Source organism: Streptomyces sp. NPDC005820, assembly GCF_040630255.1.
In the GTDB taxonomy this organism is placed as follows: domain Bacteria; phylum Actinomycetota; class Actinomycetes; order Streptomycetales; family Streptomycetaceae; genus Streptomyces.
The window spans coordinates 408526-425646 of sequence record NZ_JBEXXE010000002.1; the positions used below are offsets into that span (position 1 = coordinate 408526).

Sequence of the window (17121 nt, forward strand, 5' to 3'; positions counted from 1 at the left end):
CTGCGGGAGTCGGCGGACCCGGTCGTCCCGGGCCGCCGACTCCCCTGTCGGTCGGGTAACGCCATCAGCTCTTCGCCACGAGTTCCTTGAGCGCGATGTTGAGCTCCAGGACGTTCACCCTGGGCTCACCGACGAAGCCGAGCGTGCGGCCCTCGGTGTGCTCGTCGACCAGCTTCCGGACCTCGGCGGCGGACAGGCCGTTCCTCTCGGCGACCCGGTGGACCTGGAGGTCGGCGTAGGCGGGGGAGATGTCCGGGTCCAGGCCGGAGCCCGAGGACGTCACCGCGTCGGCGGGGACCTCGGACGGCTCGACCTGGTGGTCGGCGGTCGAGTTGTCCTTGACCACGGCGGCCTTGGCGGCGGTCACCCAGTCGATCAGGTCCTTGTTGTCGGCGGACCGGTTGGTGGCCCCGGACAGGATCAGCTTGTACTGCGTGTTGACGCTGTTGGTGCCGAGGCCGTTCTGTGGACGGCCCTGAAACCACTTCAGGTCGGGCTCCGGGGTTTCCTGGCCCTTCTTCAGCGGCAGGTTGTACGACTGCCCGATCAGGGACGAGCCGACGACCTTGCCGTCCGCCTTGATCTCGGAGCCGTTCGCCTTGTCGCTGAACAGTCCCTGGGCGATGCCGGTGACGGCGAGCGGGTAGATCACGCCGGTCACCAGGGTCAGTACGAGGAGGGCGCGCAGGCCCGCCCCGAGCAACCGGAGGGTGTTGGTTACCGAGTTGTTCATGGCCTTCAGCACGCTTTCGAAAAGTTACAGCCCGGGGATGAGGGAGATGAGCAGGTCGATGAGCTTGATGCCGATGAACGGGGCGATGAGACCGCCGATGCCGTAGATCGTGAGGTTGCGGCGGAGCATCCGGTCCGCGCTCACCGGCCGGTACTGCACGCCCTTCAGGGAGAGCGGCACCAGCGCGATGATGATCAGGGCGTTGAAGATGACGGCCGACAGGATCGCGGAGTCCGGCGAGGACAGGCCCATGACGTTGAGCTTGTCCAGACCGGGATAGACGGCCGCGAACAGCGCCGGGATGATCGCGAAGTACTTCGCGACGTCGTTGGCTATGGAGAACGTCGTCAACGCGCCCCGGGTGATGAGGAGTTGCTTGCCGATCTCGACGATCTCGATGAGCTTGGTCGGGTTGGAGTCGAGGTCGACCATGTTGCCGGCCTCCTTCGCGGCCGACGTGCCGGTGTTCATCGCGACACCGACGTCGGCCTGGGCGAGCGCGGGCGCGTCGTTCGTGCCGTCGCCGGTCATCGCGACGAGCTTGCCGCCGGCCTGCTCCCGCTTGATGAGCGCCATCTTGTCCTCGGGGGTGGCCTCCGCGAGGAAGTCGTCGACGCCCGCCTCCTCGGCGATGGCCTTGGCCGTCAGCGGGTTGTCGCCCGTGATCATGACGGTCCTGATGCCCATGCGGCGCAGTTCGTCGAACCGTTCGCGCATGCCGTCCTTGACGACGTCCTTGAGGTGGATGACACCGAGCACCCGTGCCCCGTCGGCGTCCTCGATCGCGACGAGCAGCGGGGTGCCGCCCGCTGCGGAGATGCGGTCGACCACTCCCCCGGCGTCCTCGGCGACGGTGCCGCCCCGCTCCTTCACCCAGGCGACGACCGAACCGGCCGCGCCTTTACGGATCTTGCGTCCGTCGACGTCGACGCCGGACATCCGGGTCTGGGCGGTGAAGGCGATCCACTCGGCGCCTCTGAGTTCGCCCTGGTGGCGCTCGCGCAGACCGTACTTCTCCTTCGCGAGTACGACGATGGAGCGGCCCTCGGGCGTCTCGTCGGCCAGCGAAGTCAGCTGGGCCGCGTCGGCCACCTCGGCCTCCGTCACCCCGGACACCGGTACGAACTCGGACGCCTGCCGGTTGCCGAGGGTGATGGTGCCGGTCTTGTCGAGCAGCAGCGTCGACACGTCACCGGCGGCCTCGACCGCGCGGCCGGACATGGCCAGCACATTGCGCTGGACCAGCCGGTCCATGCCCGCGATGCCGATCGCGGAGAGCAGCGCGCCGATCGTCGTCGGGATCAGACAGACCAGCAGGGCCACCAGGACGACCATCGTCAGGTGGGTGCCCGCGTAGTCCGCGAAGGGCGGCAGGGTGGCGCAGGCCAGCAGGAACACGATCGTCAAGGACGCCAGCAGGATGTTCAGCGCGATCTCGTTGGGCGTCTTCTGCCGGGCCGCGCCCTCGACCAGGTTGATCATCCGGTCGATGAAGGTCTCGCCCGGCTTCGTCGTGATCCGGATGACGATCCGGTCGGAGAGCACCTTCGTACCGCCGGTGACGGCACTGCGGTCGCCGCCGGACTCCCGGATGACGGGTGCCGACTCACCGGTGATGGCCGACTCGTCGACGCTCGCGACGCCCTCGACGACGTCACCGTCGCCGGGGATGACGTCACCGGCCTCGCAGACGACCAGGTCACCGATCCTCAGGTCGGTGCCCGGGACGCTCTCCTCGGTCTCCCCCACGAGACGCCTGGCCACGGTGTCGGTCTTGGCCTTGCGCAGGGTGTCGGCCTGGGCCTTGCCGCGGCCCTCGGCGACCGCCTCCGCCAGGTTGGCGAAGACGACGGTCAGCCACAGCCAGGCGCTGATGGTCCAGCCGAACCAGTCCCCCGGGTCCTTGAAGGAGAACACCGTGGTCAGCACGGACCCGATCCACACCACGAACATCACGGGCGACTTGACCATCACCCGCGGGTCGAGTTTGCGGAAGGCGTCCGGCAGGGACCTGACGAGCTGCTTGGGGTCGAAGAGGCCCGCGCCCACGCGGCCCTCGGCGGGCTTGTGCCCGGTGGGAACGTCGCTGTGCGGCGCCCGGGTCGGGGTGGCTGTGGACATCGAGTCCTCGTGCTTCGTTACGTCGGTCGTCATGACGCCAGCCCCTCGGCGAGCGGGCCCAGCGCGAGGGCCGGGAAGTACGTCAGCCCGGTGATGATCAGGATCGCGCCCACCAGCAGGCCCGTGAACAGCGGCTTCTCGGTGCGCAGGGTGCCCGCGGTCACCGGGACGGGCTTCTGTTCGGCGAGCGAGCCGGCCAGCGCCAGGACGAAGATCATGGGCAGGAACCGGCCGAGGATCATCGCCAGGCCCAGGGTGCTGTTGAACCACTGGGTGTCGGCGTTCAGACCGGCGAACGCGGAACCGTTGTTGTTGGAGGCGGACGTGTAGGCGTAGAGGATTTCGGAGAAGCCGTGCGCGCCGGAGTTCGTCATCGAGTGGCCGGGAGTGGGCAGCGCCATCGCCGCGGCGGTGAAGACCAGCACCAGCGCCGGCGTGATCAGGATGTAGCAGGCGGCGAGCTTGATCTCGCGGGTGCCGATCTTCTTGCCCAGGTACTCGGGGGTCCGGCCGACCATCAGACCGGCGATGAACACCGCGATGACCGCCATGATCAGCATGCCGTAGAGGCCGGAGCCGGTACCGCCCGGCGCGATCTCGCCCAGCATCATGCCGAGCATCGTGATCCCGCCGCCGAGGCCGGTGAAGGAGGAGTGGAAGGAGTCCACAGCGCCCGTCGAGGTCAGCGTGGTCGCCACCGCGAAGATCGACGAGGAGCCGACGCCGAAGCGCACCTCCTTGCCCTCGTACGCCCCGCCCGCGATCTGCAGCGCCGGGCCGTGGTGGGCGAACTCGGTCCACATCATCAGCGCGGTGAAGCCGATCCAGATGGTGGCCATGGTGGCGAGGATCGCGTAGCCCTGCTTCACACTGCCGACCATCACGCCGAAGGTGCGGGTCAGGGCGAACGGGATCACCAGCAGCAGGAAGATCTCGAAGAGGTTGGTGAAGGGGGTGGGGTTCTCGAAGGGGTGGGCGGAGTTGGCGTTGAAGTAGCCGCCGCCGTTGGTGCCCAGCTCCTTGATGGCCTCCTGCGAGGCGACCGCCCCGCCGTTCCACTGCTGCGAACCCCCCATGAACTGGCCGACCTCGTGGATGCCGGAGAAGTTCTGGATGGCGCCGCAGGCGACAAGGACGATCGCGGCAACGAAGGCGCCGGGCAGCAGGATTCGGGTGATCCCGCGCACCATGTCGGACCAGAAGTTGCCCAGTTCACCGGTGCGGGAGCGCGCGAACCCGCGCACCAGCGCCACCGCCACCGCGATGCCGACGGCCGCCGACACGAAGTTCTGCACGGCCAGTCCGGCCGTCTGCACGACGTGGCCCATGGCCTGTTCGCCGTAGTAGGACTGCCAGTTGGTGTTGGTGACGAAGGAGGCGGCGGTGTTGAACGCCTGGTCCGCGTCGATCGCGGAGAAGCCGAGCGAGCCGGGCAGCACGCCCTGGAGCCGCTGAAGAAGGTAGAGGAAGAGGACCGACACGGCTGAGAAGGCGAGGACGCCCCGCAGGTACGCGGGCCAGCGCATCTCGGCGTCGGGGTTGGCACCGATGCCCTTGTAGATCCACTTCTCCACTCGCCAGTGCCGGTCGGAGGAGTAGACCTTGGCCATGTAGTTGCCAAGGGGAACGTAGGCGAGCGCCAGGGCGCCTATGAGCGCGAGCAGCTGGAGCACGCCGGCGAGTACGGGACCCATGTCGGATCTCAGAACCTCTCCGGGAAGATCAGGGCGAGGACGAGATAACCCAGCAGGGCGACCGCCACGACCAGACCGACGATGTTCTCGGCGGTCACAGCTTGGTCACCCCCTTGGCGACGAAGGCCACCAGCGCGAACACCGCGATCGTGGTGACGACGAAGGCCAGATCGGCCATCGCGAACTCCCTAGGAAGAGGTTCGGAAGAGAACGGACAGATAGAGGAAACCCCGCCCCTGGCCGGAATCGGTCGGCCGTTGACGAGTCCCTTACGGCGGCCCCCGCACCTTTGACGGGACTCTTACGGCCCCCGCCGTGCCGGCCCTCACAGCAGGCGATCGCGTACGACATCACGCTGAGTGGCCGCCCCGATGCGACGGGCCCGCTCCCCTGTACGGCCCGGTCCTGCCCCGTCCGGCCGAAACGTCGACGTCCTGATGCGTCAGGGGCGTCCCGGCACCCGGTCTTAACGCAAGCTTGACGCCGATGTGTGATCCATCCCTCGGCCCTTGCATCACGCTCTGCATACGCTGGTGCCGCCGTCCGCGTGATGGCCGATGCCCACGCCGAGCCGCACCCTGGAGCACGCCGATGGCCACCACCGAACACCCGCCGTCGAGCCGACTGCGGACATGGATGCTGGAGGGCCTGTCCGACATGGGCAGGGCCGGCGGCCACACGGGACCCCACGCCGAGCCCGAGCCCCCGCACAAGGGCCAGCCCTGGTACCGGGTGATGTGCCTGACCGGCGTCGACTACTTCTCGACCCTCGGCTACCAGCCCGGCATCGCGGCCCTCGCGGCCGGTCTGCTCTCCCCGATCGCGACGATCGTGCTCGTCATGGTCACCCTGGCCGGCGCGCTGCCGGTCTACCGCCGCGTGGCCGAGGAGAGCCCGCACGGCGAGGGCTCGATCGCGATGCTGGAGCGGCTGCTGTCCTTCTGGCAGGGCAAGCTGTTCGTGCTGACCCTGCTGGGCTTCGCCGCCACCGACTTCCTGATCACCATCACGCTCTCGGCGGCCGACGCCTCGACCCACCTGGTCGAGAACCCGCATCTGGAAAGCGCACTGCACGACAAGCAGATGATCATCACGCTCATCCTGGTGGCGCTGCTCGGCGCGGTGTTCCTCAAGGGCTTCCTGGAGGCGATCGGCGTCGCGGTCGTCCTGGTGGGCGTCTACCTCGGATTGAACGTCGCGGTGGTCGCCGTCGGCCTGTGGCACGTCGCCACCGAGGGGCACGTGGTCACCGACTGGTGGAGCGCCCTGACCGCGGAGCACGGCAACATCTTCGTGATGATCGGCGTGGCCCTGATCGTCTTCCCCAAGCTCGCCCTGGGCCTGTCCGGCTTCGAGACCGGCGTCGCCGTCATGCCGCACGTCAAGGGCGACGACGGCGACACGGAGGAGCAGCCCCGGGGCCGTATCCGCGACACCAAGAAGCTGCTGACGGCCGCCGCCCTGATCATGAGCGTCTTCCTGATCGCGACCAGCTTCATCACCACGCTGCTGATCCCGGAGAAGGAGTTCGAGTCCGGCGGCCAGGCCAACGGCCGTGCCCTCGCCTACCTGGCCCACGAGTACCTGGGCGGCGCCTTCGGCACGGTCTACGACATCTCGACCATCTGCATCCTGTGGTTCGCCGGCGCCTCGGCGATGGCGGGTCTGCTCAACCTGATGCCCCGCTACCTGCCGCGCTACGGCATGGCCCCGCACTGGGCCCGCGCGGTCCGCCCGATGGTCATCGTCTTCACGCTCATCGGCTTCCTCGTCACGTGGATCTTCGACGCCGACGTCGACGCCCAGGGCGGCGCCTACGCCACCGGCGTGCTGGTGCTGATCAGCTCCGCCGCCATCGCGGTGACCATCGCCGCCCACAAGGCCGGCCAGCGCAACTGGACGATCGCGTTCGCGGTGATCTCGCTGGTGTTCCTCTACACGACGGTCCTGAACGTCATCGAGCGCCCCGACGGTGTGAAGATCGGCGCCTGCTTCATCGCGGGCATCATCCTGGTCTCCCTGCTCTCCCGCCTCGCCCGCGCCTTCGAACTGCGCGTCACCCACGTCGAGCTGGACGACATGGCGGAACGGTTCGTCCGGGACATGGCCCACCGCCGCATCCGATTCATCGCCAACGAGCCCGACCGGCGCGACAAGGCCGAGTACCGGGACAAGATCGAGCAGATCCGGCAGGACAACGACATGCCGGAGCAGGAGGACTTCGTCTTCGTCGAGGTGACGGTGACGGACCCCTCCGAGTTCGAGGCGGGCCTGACCGTCCGGGGCGAGGTCCTGCACAACCGCTACCGCGTCCTGACCCTGGAGTCCTCCTCCATCCCCAACGCGCTCGCCGCGCTCCTTCTCCACGTCCGTGACTCGACCGGCTGCACCCCGCACATCTACTTCGAGTGGACCGAGGGCGGCCCCTTCGCCAACTTCCTGCGCTTCTTCCTCTTCGGCCAGGGCGAGGTCGCCCCGGTCACCCGCGAGGTGCTGCGCGAGGCCGAGCCGGACCGGGCCCGCCGTCCCCGCGTCCACACCGGCTGACCCGGCGCCCGCGTCAGGATCCCGTCAAGAAGCGCCCTTCCGGCGTCAGGGCCCCGTCAGTGACCCCTGCCGGGCCCCGCACGGCCGCCTAGCGTCAGCGACATGCGACGTTCCTCCGACCGGTGGGCCCCGGCCGGCGACCGCCACTGGCGTGGCGGCGCCCGGCTCGCGGCGAGCTGCGCCGTGCTGTTCGGCGCCCTGTCCCTGCTGGTCGACTGGGACGCGGGCAGCCTGTCGCCGCTGCGCGCCCTGCTGTGGATCGGCATGTCGGCCGCCCTCTTCACCGTCCTGCTCCCGCCCCGGGTGACGGCGGGCCCCGCCTGGCTGGCGGTATGGGGCCCCTGGCGCCGGCGCATCGTGCACACGGACGCCCTGACGACCGTACGGCAGTACGACGGTGTCTCGTCCCACCTGGTCCTGCGCGACGTCCATGGCCACCGACTGGAACTCGACCCCCGTGTCCTCGCCGCCAACCCCCTGATCTGGCACGAACTCGACACGGGCGTCCGCCGCTCCACCGAACGCGGCACCCTTCGGCACGGCACGGAGATCCTGGAGCGACTCGGCCACCACATCGACGACGAGACCACACGGGCGGTCCTCAGGGCGTCCGGGCTTTCCTGACCGGCCCATCGCCCCTGACCGCGACCCCATGACTGAAATGACAGAAATAAGTGTCATCTCAGTCAGATCTGCTACCGTCGGAAGCGTGCCGAACGACGCGCAACTGCTCTTCGCCGACCACGTGGGCCGCTTCTACGCCCGGCAGTACGGCTTCCCGCCCATGGCCGGACGCCTCCTGGGCCACCTTCTCGTCTGCGATCCGCCCCAGCAGACCATCGACGAGCTGGGCGAAGCCCTGCTGGCGAGCCGCAGTGCCGTCACCGGCGCGGTCAAACTGCTGGAGACCTACGGGATGGCCCGGCGTACCCGCACCGCCGGCGAGCGCATGGACCGGGTGACCCTCAACCCGGACAGCCGACAGCCGCAGAACTTCGACGCCGCCCTCCACGAGGAACACGCAGCGCTGTTCCGGGAGGGCCTGGCCCTCCTCACCGACGCTCCGCCGGAGCGCCGCGCCCCGCTCGAAGAGATGATCGCGCTGGCCGAGTTCCTGGCCGAACGCCTGCCCAGGCTGGTGGACGAGTGGCAGACACACCGCGACGAACTGCGCGCCTCGGGAAGGCTGCCCGGCCCCGGCGAACAGCCGCACCGGCCCCGGGGCGACCGGCCCGGGACCGACACCACGGAGAGGTGACCCACCATGCCTGAACCCGACCTGTCCGCCCTGCGGGAACGCGCCGAGAACGGCGACGCCGACGCCACCGGCGAACTCGTCCAGCTCGCCGCCGAACTCGGCGACGTGAACGAGCTGCGCCGCCTCGCGGCCGGCGGCAACACCGACGCGGCCGACGAACTCGTCCAACTCGCCTCGGAGCAGGGCGACCTCGGAGAACTCCGACGCCTCTCGGACGGAGGCAACGCCACGGCCACCGACGAACTGATCCAACTCGCCACCGAGCAGGACGACATGGACGAGCTCCGGCGCCTGGCCTCCCGGGGCAACGCCACCGCCGCCGAGCAGCTCGCGGAACTCACCGCCGAGTGACGTCGGCGCCAGGTCCGCCGGACAGGGCGAACACTGACCGTCGACGCACGTGGGGTGTCCGGCTGCAGCGCGGCCGCCGCAGCTCATCAGGACGCCATGGACAGAATGGACAGAACGGCAGGCAGCCCTGGATCGCGTCGGTGTGACGAGACGCCCGCACCTCTGTCGGCCACCTGCTGAAAATCTTCCTCGAGCCACGTGCCGATCCACCGTCTTCTGCCTGAGTGAGATCAGCGTTCCGGACGGAGGCAGACAGTACGCTGAATCCTGCGGGATCGGGCCCGCGGCACAGTGTCCGGGAGGTGCTTCATGACGGCCGAGATGGTTGCCCCGGCGTGGATGCATGAGCAGATCACGGCGGAGGAGTACGCGTCCTGGTCCGAGGAGCAGTGCGCCGGCATCGAGATCGTGGACGGGATGGTCGTCGTGAGTCCGAGTGCCTCCAAGCGGCACAACCGGCTGGCCCGGATTCTGGCGAACGCCCTGGATACCGCCGCGGGCCCTGAGTGGAACGCGGACACCGACTTCGACGTCCGGCTTCAGGACGTCCCGCTCACCAATCGCCGCCCGGACGTCGTCGTGTACCGCGCGGACACGATCGACATCACCCCCACCCGCCCCGAGCATGTGCTGCTGGTCGCGGAGGTGGTGTCGCCGGGCTCGGAGACCACCGACCGGATCGTGAAGGTCGACCAGTACGCCAAGGCAGGCATCGGCTTCTACTGGCGGATCGAACAGGCCCCGACAGGCGTTCCCCTCGTGTACACCTACGTTCTCGACCCCGCGACGAAGACCTACCGGAACGGAGACGTGTTCACCGGCGTCCTCAAGGTAGTGGCCCCCTTCCCGGTGGAGATCGACCTCGGCCAGCTCTGACCACGCGCTACTCGGCAGCCGATAGGGGCGGGGCGAAGACCTCGGCGACCGTGAGGAGCGGCGCTCAGGCACTTCGTAACGGTCGGTGCCCTTGATGCGGCACGGGTAGCGCCGGATCAGTTCGTCGTCCACGGCCGCGAGGAGCTTGCCGCGCCAGCCCCGCGCGCACCCCAACACCTCAGTCACCATTGGATGGAGTGCGTGCGTTCAGCAGCGCTGCAGATGCAGTGTGACGGGGGAATCGTGGCAGGACTGACCTGGGGCATCGTGGGTATCGGCGCCCTCGTTGGGCTGGGACGGGTGTTTGCCAGAAAGCCGGGCCCGGGAGGCCGCACCACGACCGCCCCAGATCCGGCGGGGAACAACGGGGAGACACGGTGAAAAGCGTCCAGCTACGGACGAAGCCGGCGGGCCGGGCGCCTCGGCCCTGCCCAGGACCCTATGAACGACGGAGACCGCCATGGGTGTGCTGTACGACTACTTCCACGCGCCCGACCACACCACGGCGGTGAACCAGGCCATCGGACCCGACGGCGACTGGCTACGCGAGACGTCGCTGGAGGAGATGGGCGCGGACTGGATCGACGCAAAGGGCCTGGACCCGCACCTCGTCCTGGCCCAACTGGTCGCCTACGCCGAGGGCGTACCCTTCGCCGATCAGCAGGACACGCCGGAACTGATCTGGCCCGCACTGCCCTACCCGCAGGGCGAACCCGTCGCCCCCGACTCCCCCTGGGGTACGGGCCTGGTCCTTCAGCAGCTCCCCGATCGTTGGCGGGACGTCCTTGCCGCCCTCCCCGAGGACGCCGTCCCGATGGTGGCGGCCCAGTGGTACGAGATCGAGGAGGTCGACTTCGCGGACTACCTCGATGCCAAGGACACGGTTGACATGTTCACAGGCCTGGCGTTCCGGGCGCGGGTGGCGGGCGCCCGTCTTTACTGCCGATGCTGCCCGTGAAACCGCCCGTCGGGGGACTTCGTCCGTTGACCAGGGCCGGCTCAGGAGGGGTTTCCTCTCAGGCCGGCCCTTCAGCCGTCCACCGCTGCACCGGCCGTGATTGACGGCGCCCGTGCGGGACGTGGTGGTGGGTCAGGCCGGGGTGTCGGCGTCCTGTGCTGAGGCCGCGAACGCCTCGGGGCCCTGCTCCGCCGCCGCCGGGTCCATCCACATGACCTGCCAGCCGTGGCCGTCGAGGTCGAAGAAGCTGCGTGAGTACATGAAGCCGTAGTCCTCGGCGCCATCCGCCTCGGAGCCGCCCGCCGCGAGCGCGGCGGCGCTGACCGTGTCCACCTCGTCGCGGGACGACACGCCGAAGCAGTACAGCGCCAGCGCGTGCGTGGTGGGATCGGCCATCGGCAGCTTCGAGAACTCCGCGAACTTCTCACGGCTGAGCAGCATGACGAAGGCGTGCTCGCCGACCAGCATGCAGGCGGCGGTCTCGTCGGTGAACTTCGGGTTGAAGCTGAACCCGAGCTCGGCGAAGAACGCCTTGCTGCGCTCGAGGTCCGCTACGGGGATGTTCACGAACAGCATGCGGCCGGGGTGTGCGGGATCGGTCATGGCGGGTCTCCAGTGGGTGGCTCGATGGCGTACGTCCTGTAGACCGGCCCGGCCGGCGGAACTCATCGGTGGATCTCGCGGCGGCGAAACACATGCGGGCGCCGTCGTTCGGCGCGCCCGCCATCGTGGCTGACTGTCGTCGTGGCTGACTGTCGTCGTCACCTCCGACGCGGACGACAGGTCAGCGGGTGGCCTTGGCGGCCTCGACGATGAGGGTGGCCACCGCGTCCGGCTGGGAAATGGACACCGCGTGGGACGCCGCCACGCGCACGATGTGCGAGCCGGCGCGCTCGGCCATGAACTCCTGGGCCTGGGCGGGGATGGCGTTGTCCTGGGTCGCGACCACCGCCCACGACGGCAGGGTGCGCCAGGCCGGCTGACCGGACAGCTCCGCCGTCAGGGCCTGCACGCGCACCGAGCGCTGGGTGACCGCGAGGACGTCGGTGATCTCGGCGGGCAGGTCACCGGCGATGACGTCCTGGTAGTGCTCGGGCAGGATCCGCAGCTCCGGTTCGCCCTCGTACTCGGTGGCGACGGTGGTGTCCGGGCCCATCTTGGCGCCGGGGAAGCGGGAGGCGTTCTCCAGGGCGCTCTCGCCCTCGTCGGGCTGGAAGGCGGCCACATAGACCAGGGCCTCCACGTTCGACGCGTCGCGGGCGGCGCGGGTGATGATCGCGCCAGCGTAGGAGTGGCCGACCAGGACGACCGGGCCGTCCACGGTCCTGGCGACGGTGGCGGCGTACTGGGCGTCGGACTCCAGGCCGCGCAGCGGGTTCGACACGGCGAGGGTGGTGTAGCCCTGTGCCTGGAGCCTGGCGATGACGCCCTTCCACATGCCGGAGTCGCCGAAGGCGCCGTGGACCAGGACGATCGTGGGGGTGGTGCTCATGGCTTTCATGCCTTTCAGAAGGGGAGAACGCAGAACGCAAGGAGGGAGAACGACCGGTCTTTCTGGGAGAGAGACTAGTCGTTCTCCCAGAGGGTGGCAATGTGAGCGGACCGACCGTTCAGAACGACTGGTCTTTCTCTACGATGGGTGTATGACGACTGCCTCGGAGCTCCACCCCAAGGACCGGCTGCTGCGCACCGCGTCCCGGCTGTTCTACGCGGAGGGCATCCAGGCCGTGGGCGTCGACCGCCTGGTCACCGAGGCCAAGGTCACGCGCGCCACCTTCTACCGGCACTTCCCCAGCAAGGACGATCTGGTCTCCGCCTACCTCACCGCGACCGCCGAGGGAATCCGGGACGCGGTCGGGCGCGCGCGGGACGGCAGATCGCCGGGCGAGGCGATCCGCGCGGTCATGGCCGTGCTCGGCGACGCGACCCTCGAAGACGGCTTCCGCGGCTGTCAGTTCCTCAACGCCGCCGCCGAATACCCCGACCGCACCCACCCCGTGCGCGGGGTCATCGACGACCAACGCACCTGGCTGTTCGAGGTGCTGCGCGACCTCTCGGCCGACATGGGCCATCCCGACCCCGACCATGCCGCCCGCGTACTCGTCCTGCTGCACGACGGAGCGTTCCAGGCGGCGGAACTCGGCGACCCGGCGGTCGTCCGCGAGACCCTGCGCCGAGCCGTCGACGAGGTGTTCCCCGCTGAGGACGTCTGACGGAGAGTCCGGCTGAGGCCGTGGCGCCGGGGATCGGCACGGGGCAGCGCGGCTACGTCGGGTTCCGCCCGCGAAGGTGTCGTACGAGGTCTGCGCGGTCCGCGTCCCCGGTCGCGGGCGTCGGCCGCAACTCTGCCGACGGCACACCCGCTGTCGATAACCTGACCGAGTGAAGACCGAGTTGATCCTCCTGTCGCGTGTGGCCTATCGCGGGCGGGAGATCACCGCGCCCCGGCTGCGCGGGCTGCTCGCGTTGCTCGCGGGCGAGCTGCGCTCCGGTTGCAGCAGCGCGAGGCTGGTGGACGGGCTGTGGCAGGACGAGTTGCCGGCCAACCCGGCCAACGCGCTGCGGATCCTGGTCTCCCGGGCCCGCTCGCAGATCGGGGCCGATGTCGTCGTCAGCACCCCGACCGGCTACCGGCTGGCGCTGGCGGAGGATCAGGTCGACAGTTCGGCGGTGGTGCGGTGCGCCGAGGCGAGCGCCCGGCATGCCCGGGCCGGGGACCACGCCGCCGCTCTGGCCAGCGCGGAGGAGGGTCTCGCCTTCTGGGACGCGGCCCCGGACCCCGAGGCCGCGCCGGGCGACCCGGTGGCGGAGTTACGGGCCGAGCGGGCGCCGCGCTACGCGTCCCTCGCACGCTCCCGCGCACTCGCGCTCGCCCGGCTGGGGCGGCGGGACGAGGCCATGGCGCCGCTGGCCGAGGTCCTCGCCGGGGCGCCGCGCGACGAGGAGATACTGGCCGAGTTGCTGCGCGCCGAGGCGGAAACGGCCGGGCCCTCGGCGGCGCTCGCCCGCTACGACGCGTACCGGCGCGAGCTGCGCGACGATCTCGGCACCGACCCGGGCGGCGGGCTGAAGGCCGTGCAGCAGGAACTGCTGAGGGGCGAGGCGCCCGTGGTGCGGTACGGGGTGCCGCACGATCCGAATCCGCTGCTGGGGCGGGACGAGGATCTCGTGGCGGTGGCCGGGCTGCTGCGCTCCTCGCGGCTGGCCTCGATCGTCGGGCCCGGCGGGCTGGGCAAGACGCGGCTCGCGTACGCCGTCAGCCGGCAGGCGGAGCAGCGGGTGGTGCACTTCGTCTCGCTGGCCGGAGTCCGTGCGGACGAGGACGTGGCCGGCGAGGTGGCGTCGGCGCTCGGTGGCGGCGGGGCGTACGGCGGCGGGGCGGATGTGACCGCCGGAATCGTCGCCGCGCTCGGCGCCGGCCCCGTACTGCTGGTGCTGGACAACTGCGAGCAGGTCGTCCGGGGCGCCGCCGACCTGGCACGGGAGCTGGTGGCACGGTCCAGGGATCTGCGGCTGCTGGTCACCAGCAGGGCACCGCTGGGGCTGAGTTCGGAAGCGGTGTACCAGCTGCCGCAGCTGAGCCCGGCGACCTCGATCGAGCTGTTCGAGCAGCGGGCCCGGGCCTCGCGCCCCGACGTCGAACTGCCGCCCGACGCCGTGGCCGAGCTGTGCCGGCATCTGGACGGACTGCCGCTCGCCCTGGAGTTGGCGGCGGCGCGGGTGCGGGTGCTGTCCGTGCCCGAGATCGGCCGCCGCCTCGGCGACCGGTTCGCGCTGCTGCGCGGCGGGACCCGGGACGCGCCCGAACGGCACCGCACCCTGCACGCGGTCGTGGAGTGGAGCTGGAATCTGCTGGAGGAGGACGCGCGGGCGGCGCTGCGGGCGTTGTCGGTCTTCCCCGGCGGCTTCGACGAGGACGCGGCGGAACGACTGCTGGGTGACGGCGGCGACGCGCTGTACCTGCTGGAGCAGCTGGTGGACCAGTCGCTGCTGAAGGCCGTCGACACCGCCGCCGGGATCCGCTTCCACATGCTGGAGACGGTGCGCGAGTTCAGCGCCGCCCGGCGAGCGGCCGCCGGGGAGGAGGACGTGGTCACCGACCGTTTCCTCCGCTGGGCACGGGACTTCGGACTGGCCAACCACGACCTGATGGCCGGCCCCGAGCCGCTGCGGCACTGGGCGCGGCTGCGCGCGGAGCAGGACAACCTCGTACTCGCCCTGCGGTACGCCCTCACCCGCCAGGACCGGCCCACCGTCGCGGCGGCCGGGGCGGTGCTGGCCGGCGTCTGGCTCACCGACGCCACGAGCTTCCACCGGGTCCTGACCCTGGCCGCCGACACCGCGGCGCCGCTGTCGCACTACCGGCCCGACGCGCGGCACACCGAGGTCACCCGCACCCTCAGCGCCCTGTGCACCGCCGCCCCGTTCATCGGGTACGGCCCGCTTCGGCCGCGCCATCTCGTCACCCTGCGCCGGCTGCCGCCCGCGGAGCCGGACACCCTGCTGCGGGCGCTCGCCGTCGTGCTGTGCGCCCTTCCGGAGATGCGCCCGCCCGGCTACGAGGCGCTGGAGGAACTGTGCGCGAGCGACGCTCCCCTGCTGGCGGGCGTCGCCGAGTGCGTGGCCAGCTATCTCTGGGAGTACGAGCACCAGCCGGAGCGTGCTCTGTCCTCGGCCCGCCGGCTGCTCGCCGCGGTCGACGCCGTGCCCAATCCGTCACTCAGGCTGCTCGGCCACTCCCGTTGCAGCGAGCTGTGCGCGGACGCGGGTCTCGGCGAGGAGGCGTATCGGCATCTGCTGGCCGCGCTGGAAGCCCTGGAGCACCTGAGCGATCAGTCGCCCATGACGGGTCTGCACCGGGGGCTGGCGCTGGCCTGCCTGCAGCGCGGTGAGCCGGACGAGGCCGAGGAGTGGCTGCGGCGCGTGGAGCTGAGCCAGCCGGCGGAGCAGACCTCGGCCGTCGCGACCGACCTGGCCGCCTGGGCCGAGATCGCGCTGGCCCGCGGGCTGACCGAGTTGGGGCTCAAGCAATGGCGGACGGCCGTGCAGCGGCTGCGCGCGGACGACTCGCCGACCGCCGACCCCACCGTGGAGGTGTGGGCGCGGGCGATCGCGGCCTACGCGGTGGCCGCGCACGCGTACGCCGGGCGGCTGGAGCCGGTGGCGGCACTGGTGGCCGAGCTGGAGGGCCGGCTGCTCGCCGACGGCTCCGGCCCGGCCGGGGACGCCCCGGGGTCCGGCGTCGACGTGCTGGCCCTCGGTCTGGTCCGGCTCGCCGCGGGCGACGCCTCGGCGGTACGGCTGCTGGCGCTGGCGCGGCGGATGCATGTGCCGCAGACGTTCCCCGCGATGTCCGCCGACCGTGCCCGGCGGGCCGCCGAGGAGGCCGACGGGGCGGCGTACGCCGACGCGGTGTCGGAGTACGCCGCCCTGGAGTGGGAGGGGTTGTGGGAGGCGACCCGCGCACTCGTTCCGGGGCGCGGCACTCATTCCGGGTCGCGGTTGAACTGCGCGGTCGACCAGCGGTAGCCGAGTGCGGTCAGGCCGACGCACCAGGCGAGCGCGATCCACCCGTTGTCGCCGATCCCGGTGCCGAGCAGCAGTCCGCGCAGGGTCTCGATGGCCGGGGTGAACGGCTGGTACTCGGCGATCGGCTGGAACCAGCCGGGCATGGTGTCGGCCGGGATGAACGCGCTGGAGACGAGCGGCAGGAGGATCAGCGGCATCGCCATGTTGCCGGCCGCCTCGGGGTTCGGGCCGGCCAGCCCCATCCCGACCGCGATCCAGGTCAGCGCCAGGGCGAACAGCGCGATCAGCCCGAACGCCGCGAGCCACTCCAGGGCGGTGGCGTCGGTGGAGCGGAAGCCGATGGCCACGGCGACGGCGCCGACGAGGACCACGCTGGCGATCGACTGGAGCACGCTGCCGAGGACGTGCCCGACGATCACGGAGCCGCGGTAGACCGCCATGGTGCGGAAGCGGGCGATGAGGCCCTCGGTCATGTCCATGGAGACGTACACGGCGGCCCCGATCACGGTGCTGCCGACGGTCATCAGCAGGATGCCCGGAACGATGTAGGCGATGTACGCGGAGCGGTCCGCGCCCCTGCCGCCGATGCCCGCGCTCATCACGTCGCCGAAAACGTAGACGAAGAGCAGCAGCATCATGATCGGCGTGAGCAGCAGGTTCAGGGTCGCGGACGGGTAGCGCCACGCGTGCAGGAGGTTGCGGCGGAGCATCGTGGAGGAGTCGCGTGCGGCGAGGGAGATCCGGGTCGGGCGGGCGGGGGCCAGGGGGGCGCTCATCGGGTGCTCTCCTCGGACTGGGCGGGGACGTCGGCCGGGCCGGTCAGGGCGAAGAACACGTCGTCGAGGTCGGGGGTGTGGACCGTCAGCTCGTCGGCCTCGACGCCGGCCGAGTCCAGCCAGTCGAGGATGGAGCGCAGCTCGCGCTGGCTGCCGCCGGTGGGGATCTGCAGCGCCAGCGCCTCGTCGTCCCGGGTGACCTCGCGCAGCTCGGCGGCGGCGCGCCGGTACACGGCGGGGTCGGTGAAGCGGAGGCGGACGTGTCCGCCGGGGACGAT

15 protein-coding genes and 1 pseudogene are annotated in these 17121 nt (G+C 70.6%); 8 read left to right on the forward strand and 8 right to left on the reverse strand.

All coding sequences use genetic code 11. The features are described 5' to 3' along the window. Window positions 1–64 precede the first annotated feature (64 nt). From ABZ464_RS04180 to kdpF, 4 genes are read right to left on the reverse strand one after another with little or no spacing between them, the layout of a single operon-like run. The gene (locus ABZ464_RS04180; RefSeq protein ID WP_359270595.1) at window positions 65–733 is read right to left on the reverse strand and encodes a potassium-transporting ATPase subunit C; all 669 of its coding nucleotides are present in this window, start codon (window positions 731–733) and stop codon (window positions 65–67) included. Between the two features lie 24 nt (window positions 734–757). Further along, window positions 758–2887, reverse strand: coding sequence for a potassium-transporting ATPase subunit KdpB (gene kdpB, locus ABZ464_RS04185; RefSeq protein ID WP_359270598.1), 2130 nt, complete (start codon window positions 2885–2887; stop codon window positions 758–760). Next, window positions 2884–4548 carry a potassium-transporting ATPase subunit KdpA gene (kdpA, locus tag ABZ464_RS04190; protein WP_359270601.1) on the reverse strand — a complete coding sequence of 555 codons (1665 nt, stop codon included), beginning with the start codon at window positions 4546–4548 and terminating at the stop codon, window positions 2884–2886. The genes kdpB and kdpA overlap by 4 nt, the downstream gene beginning before the upstream one ends. 8 nt (window positions 4549–4556) lie before the next feature. Further along, on the reverse strand, window positions 4557–4646 hold the full coding sequence (gene kdpF, locus ABZ464_RS04195) for a K(+)-transporting ATPase subunit F (protein ID WP_016434100.1): 90 nt from the start codon (window positions 4644–4646) through the stop codon (window positions 4557–4559). A gap of 493 nt (window positions 4647–5139) precedes the next feature. On the opposite strand from kdpF, the gene ABZ464_RS04200 reads away from it, so the two are divergent. From ABZ464_RS04200 to ABZ464_RS04225, 6 genes are all read left to right on the forward strand, one after another. After that, on the forward strand, window positions 5140–7095 hold the full coding sequence (locus tag ABZ464_RS04200) for an amino acid transporter (RefSeq protein ID WP_359270604.1): 1956 nt from the start codon (window positions 5140–5142) through the stop codon (window positions 7093–7095). 102 nt (window positions 7096–7197) lie between these two features. After that, the gene (locus ABZ464_RS04205) at window positions 7198–7719 is read left to right on the forward strand and encodes a hypothetical protein (RefSeq protein ID WP_359270607.1); all 522 of its coding nucleotides are present in this window, start codon (window positions 7198–7200) and stop codon (window positions 7717–7719) included. Window positions 7720–7804: 85 nt separating this feature from the next. Beyond that, window positions 7805–8353 (forward strand): hypothetical protein, encoded by a 549-nt coding sequence (locus ABZ464_RS04210; RefSeq protein WP_359270610.1) that lies wholly within the window; start codon window positions 7805–7807, stop codon window positions 8351–8353. Window positions 8354–8359: 6 nt separating this feature from the next. After that, a complete protein-coding gene (locus ABZ464_RS04215) occupies window positions 8360–8704 on the forward strand; it encodes a hypothetical protein (protein ID WP_359270612.1) in 345 nt (114 codons plus the stop codon). 309 nt (window positions 8705–9013) lie between these two features. Beyond that, on the forward strand, window positions 9014–9580 hold the full coding sequence (locus ABZ464_RS04220) for a Uma2 family endonuclease (protein ID WP_359270615.1): 567 nt from the start codon (window positions 9014–9016) through the stop codon (window positions 9578–9580). A 460-nt stretch (window positions 9581–10040) separates the two neighbouring features. After that, the gene (locus ABZ464_RS04225; protein WP_359270618.1) at window positions 10041–10538 is read left to right on the forward strand and encodes a hypothetical protein; all 498 of its coding nucleotides are present in this window, start codon (window positions 10041–10043) and stop codon (window positions 10536–10538) included. Window positions 10539–10670: 132 nt separating this feature from the next. On the opposite strand, the gene ABZ464_RS04230 is transcribed toward ABZ464_RS04225, so the two are convergent. Both ABZ464_RS04230 and ABZ464_RS04235 read right to left on the reverse strand, forming a co-directional pair. Beyond that, window positions 10671–11141, reverse strand: a complete 471-nt coding sequence (locus ABZ464_RS04230; RefSeq protein ID WP_359270621.1) for a VOC family protein — start codon at window positions 11139–11141, stop codon at window positions 10671–10673. 181 nt (window positions 11142–11322) lie between these two features. Further along, complete coding sequence (locus tag ABZ464_RS04235; RefSeq protein ID WP_359270624.1) at window positions 11323–12030, reverse strand: alpha/beta hydrolase; 708 nt, start codon at window positions 12028–12030, stop codon at window positions 11323–11325. Window positions 12031–12181: 151 nt separating this feature from the next. Here ABZ464_RS04235 and ABZ464_RS04240 point away from each other — a divergent pair, with 151 nt between their 5' ends. Next, window positions 12182–12751 (forward strand): helix-turn-helix domain-containing protein, encoded by a 570-nt coding sequence (locus tag ABZ464_RS04240; RefSeq protein WP_359270628.1) that lies wholly within the window; start codon window positions 12182–12184, stop codon window positions 12749–12751. Window positions 12752–12920: 169 nt separating this feature from the next. Next, a complete protein-coding gene (locus ABZ464_RS04245) occupies window positions 12921–16067 on the forward strand; it encodes a BTAD domain-containing putative transcriptional regulator (protein WP_359270630.1) in 3147 nt (1048 codons plus the stop codon). Here the strand turns inward: ABZ464_RS04245 and ABZ464_RS04250 are convergent. Beyond that, window positions 16025–16843 carry an ABC transporter permease gene (locus tag ABZ464_RS04250; RefSeq protein WP_359270633.1) on the reverse strand — a complete coding sequence of 273 codons (819 nt, stop codon included), beginning with the start codon at window positions 16841–16843 and terminating at the stop codon, window positions 16025–16027. The two genes, ABZ464_RS04245 and ABZ464_RS04250, sit on opposite strands and share 43 nt — an antisense overlap. Then, window positions 16840–17121 (reverse strand): annotated as a pseudogene (locus ABZ464_RS04255) (ABC transporter); the annotation flags it as partial. The gene ABZ464_RS04250 and the pseudogene ABZ464_RS04255, both read right to left, overlap by 4 nt.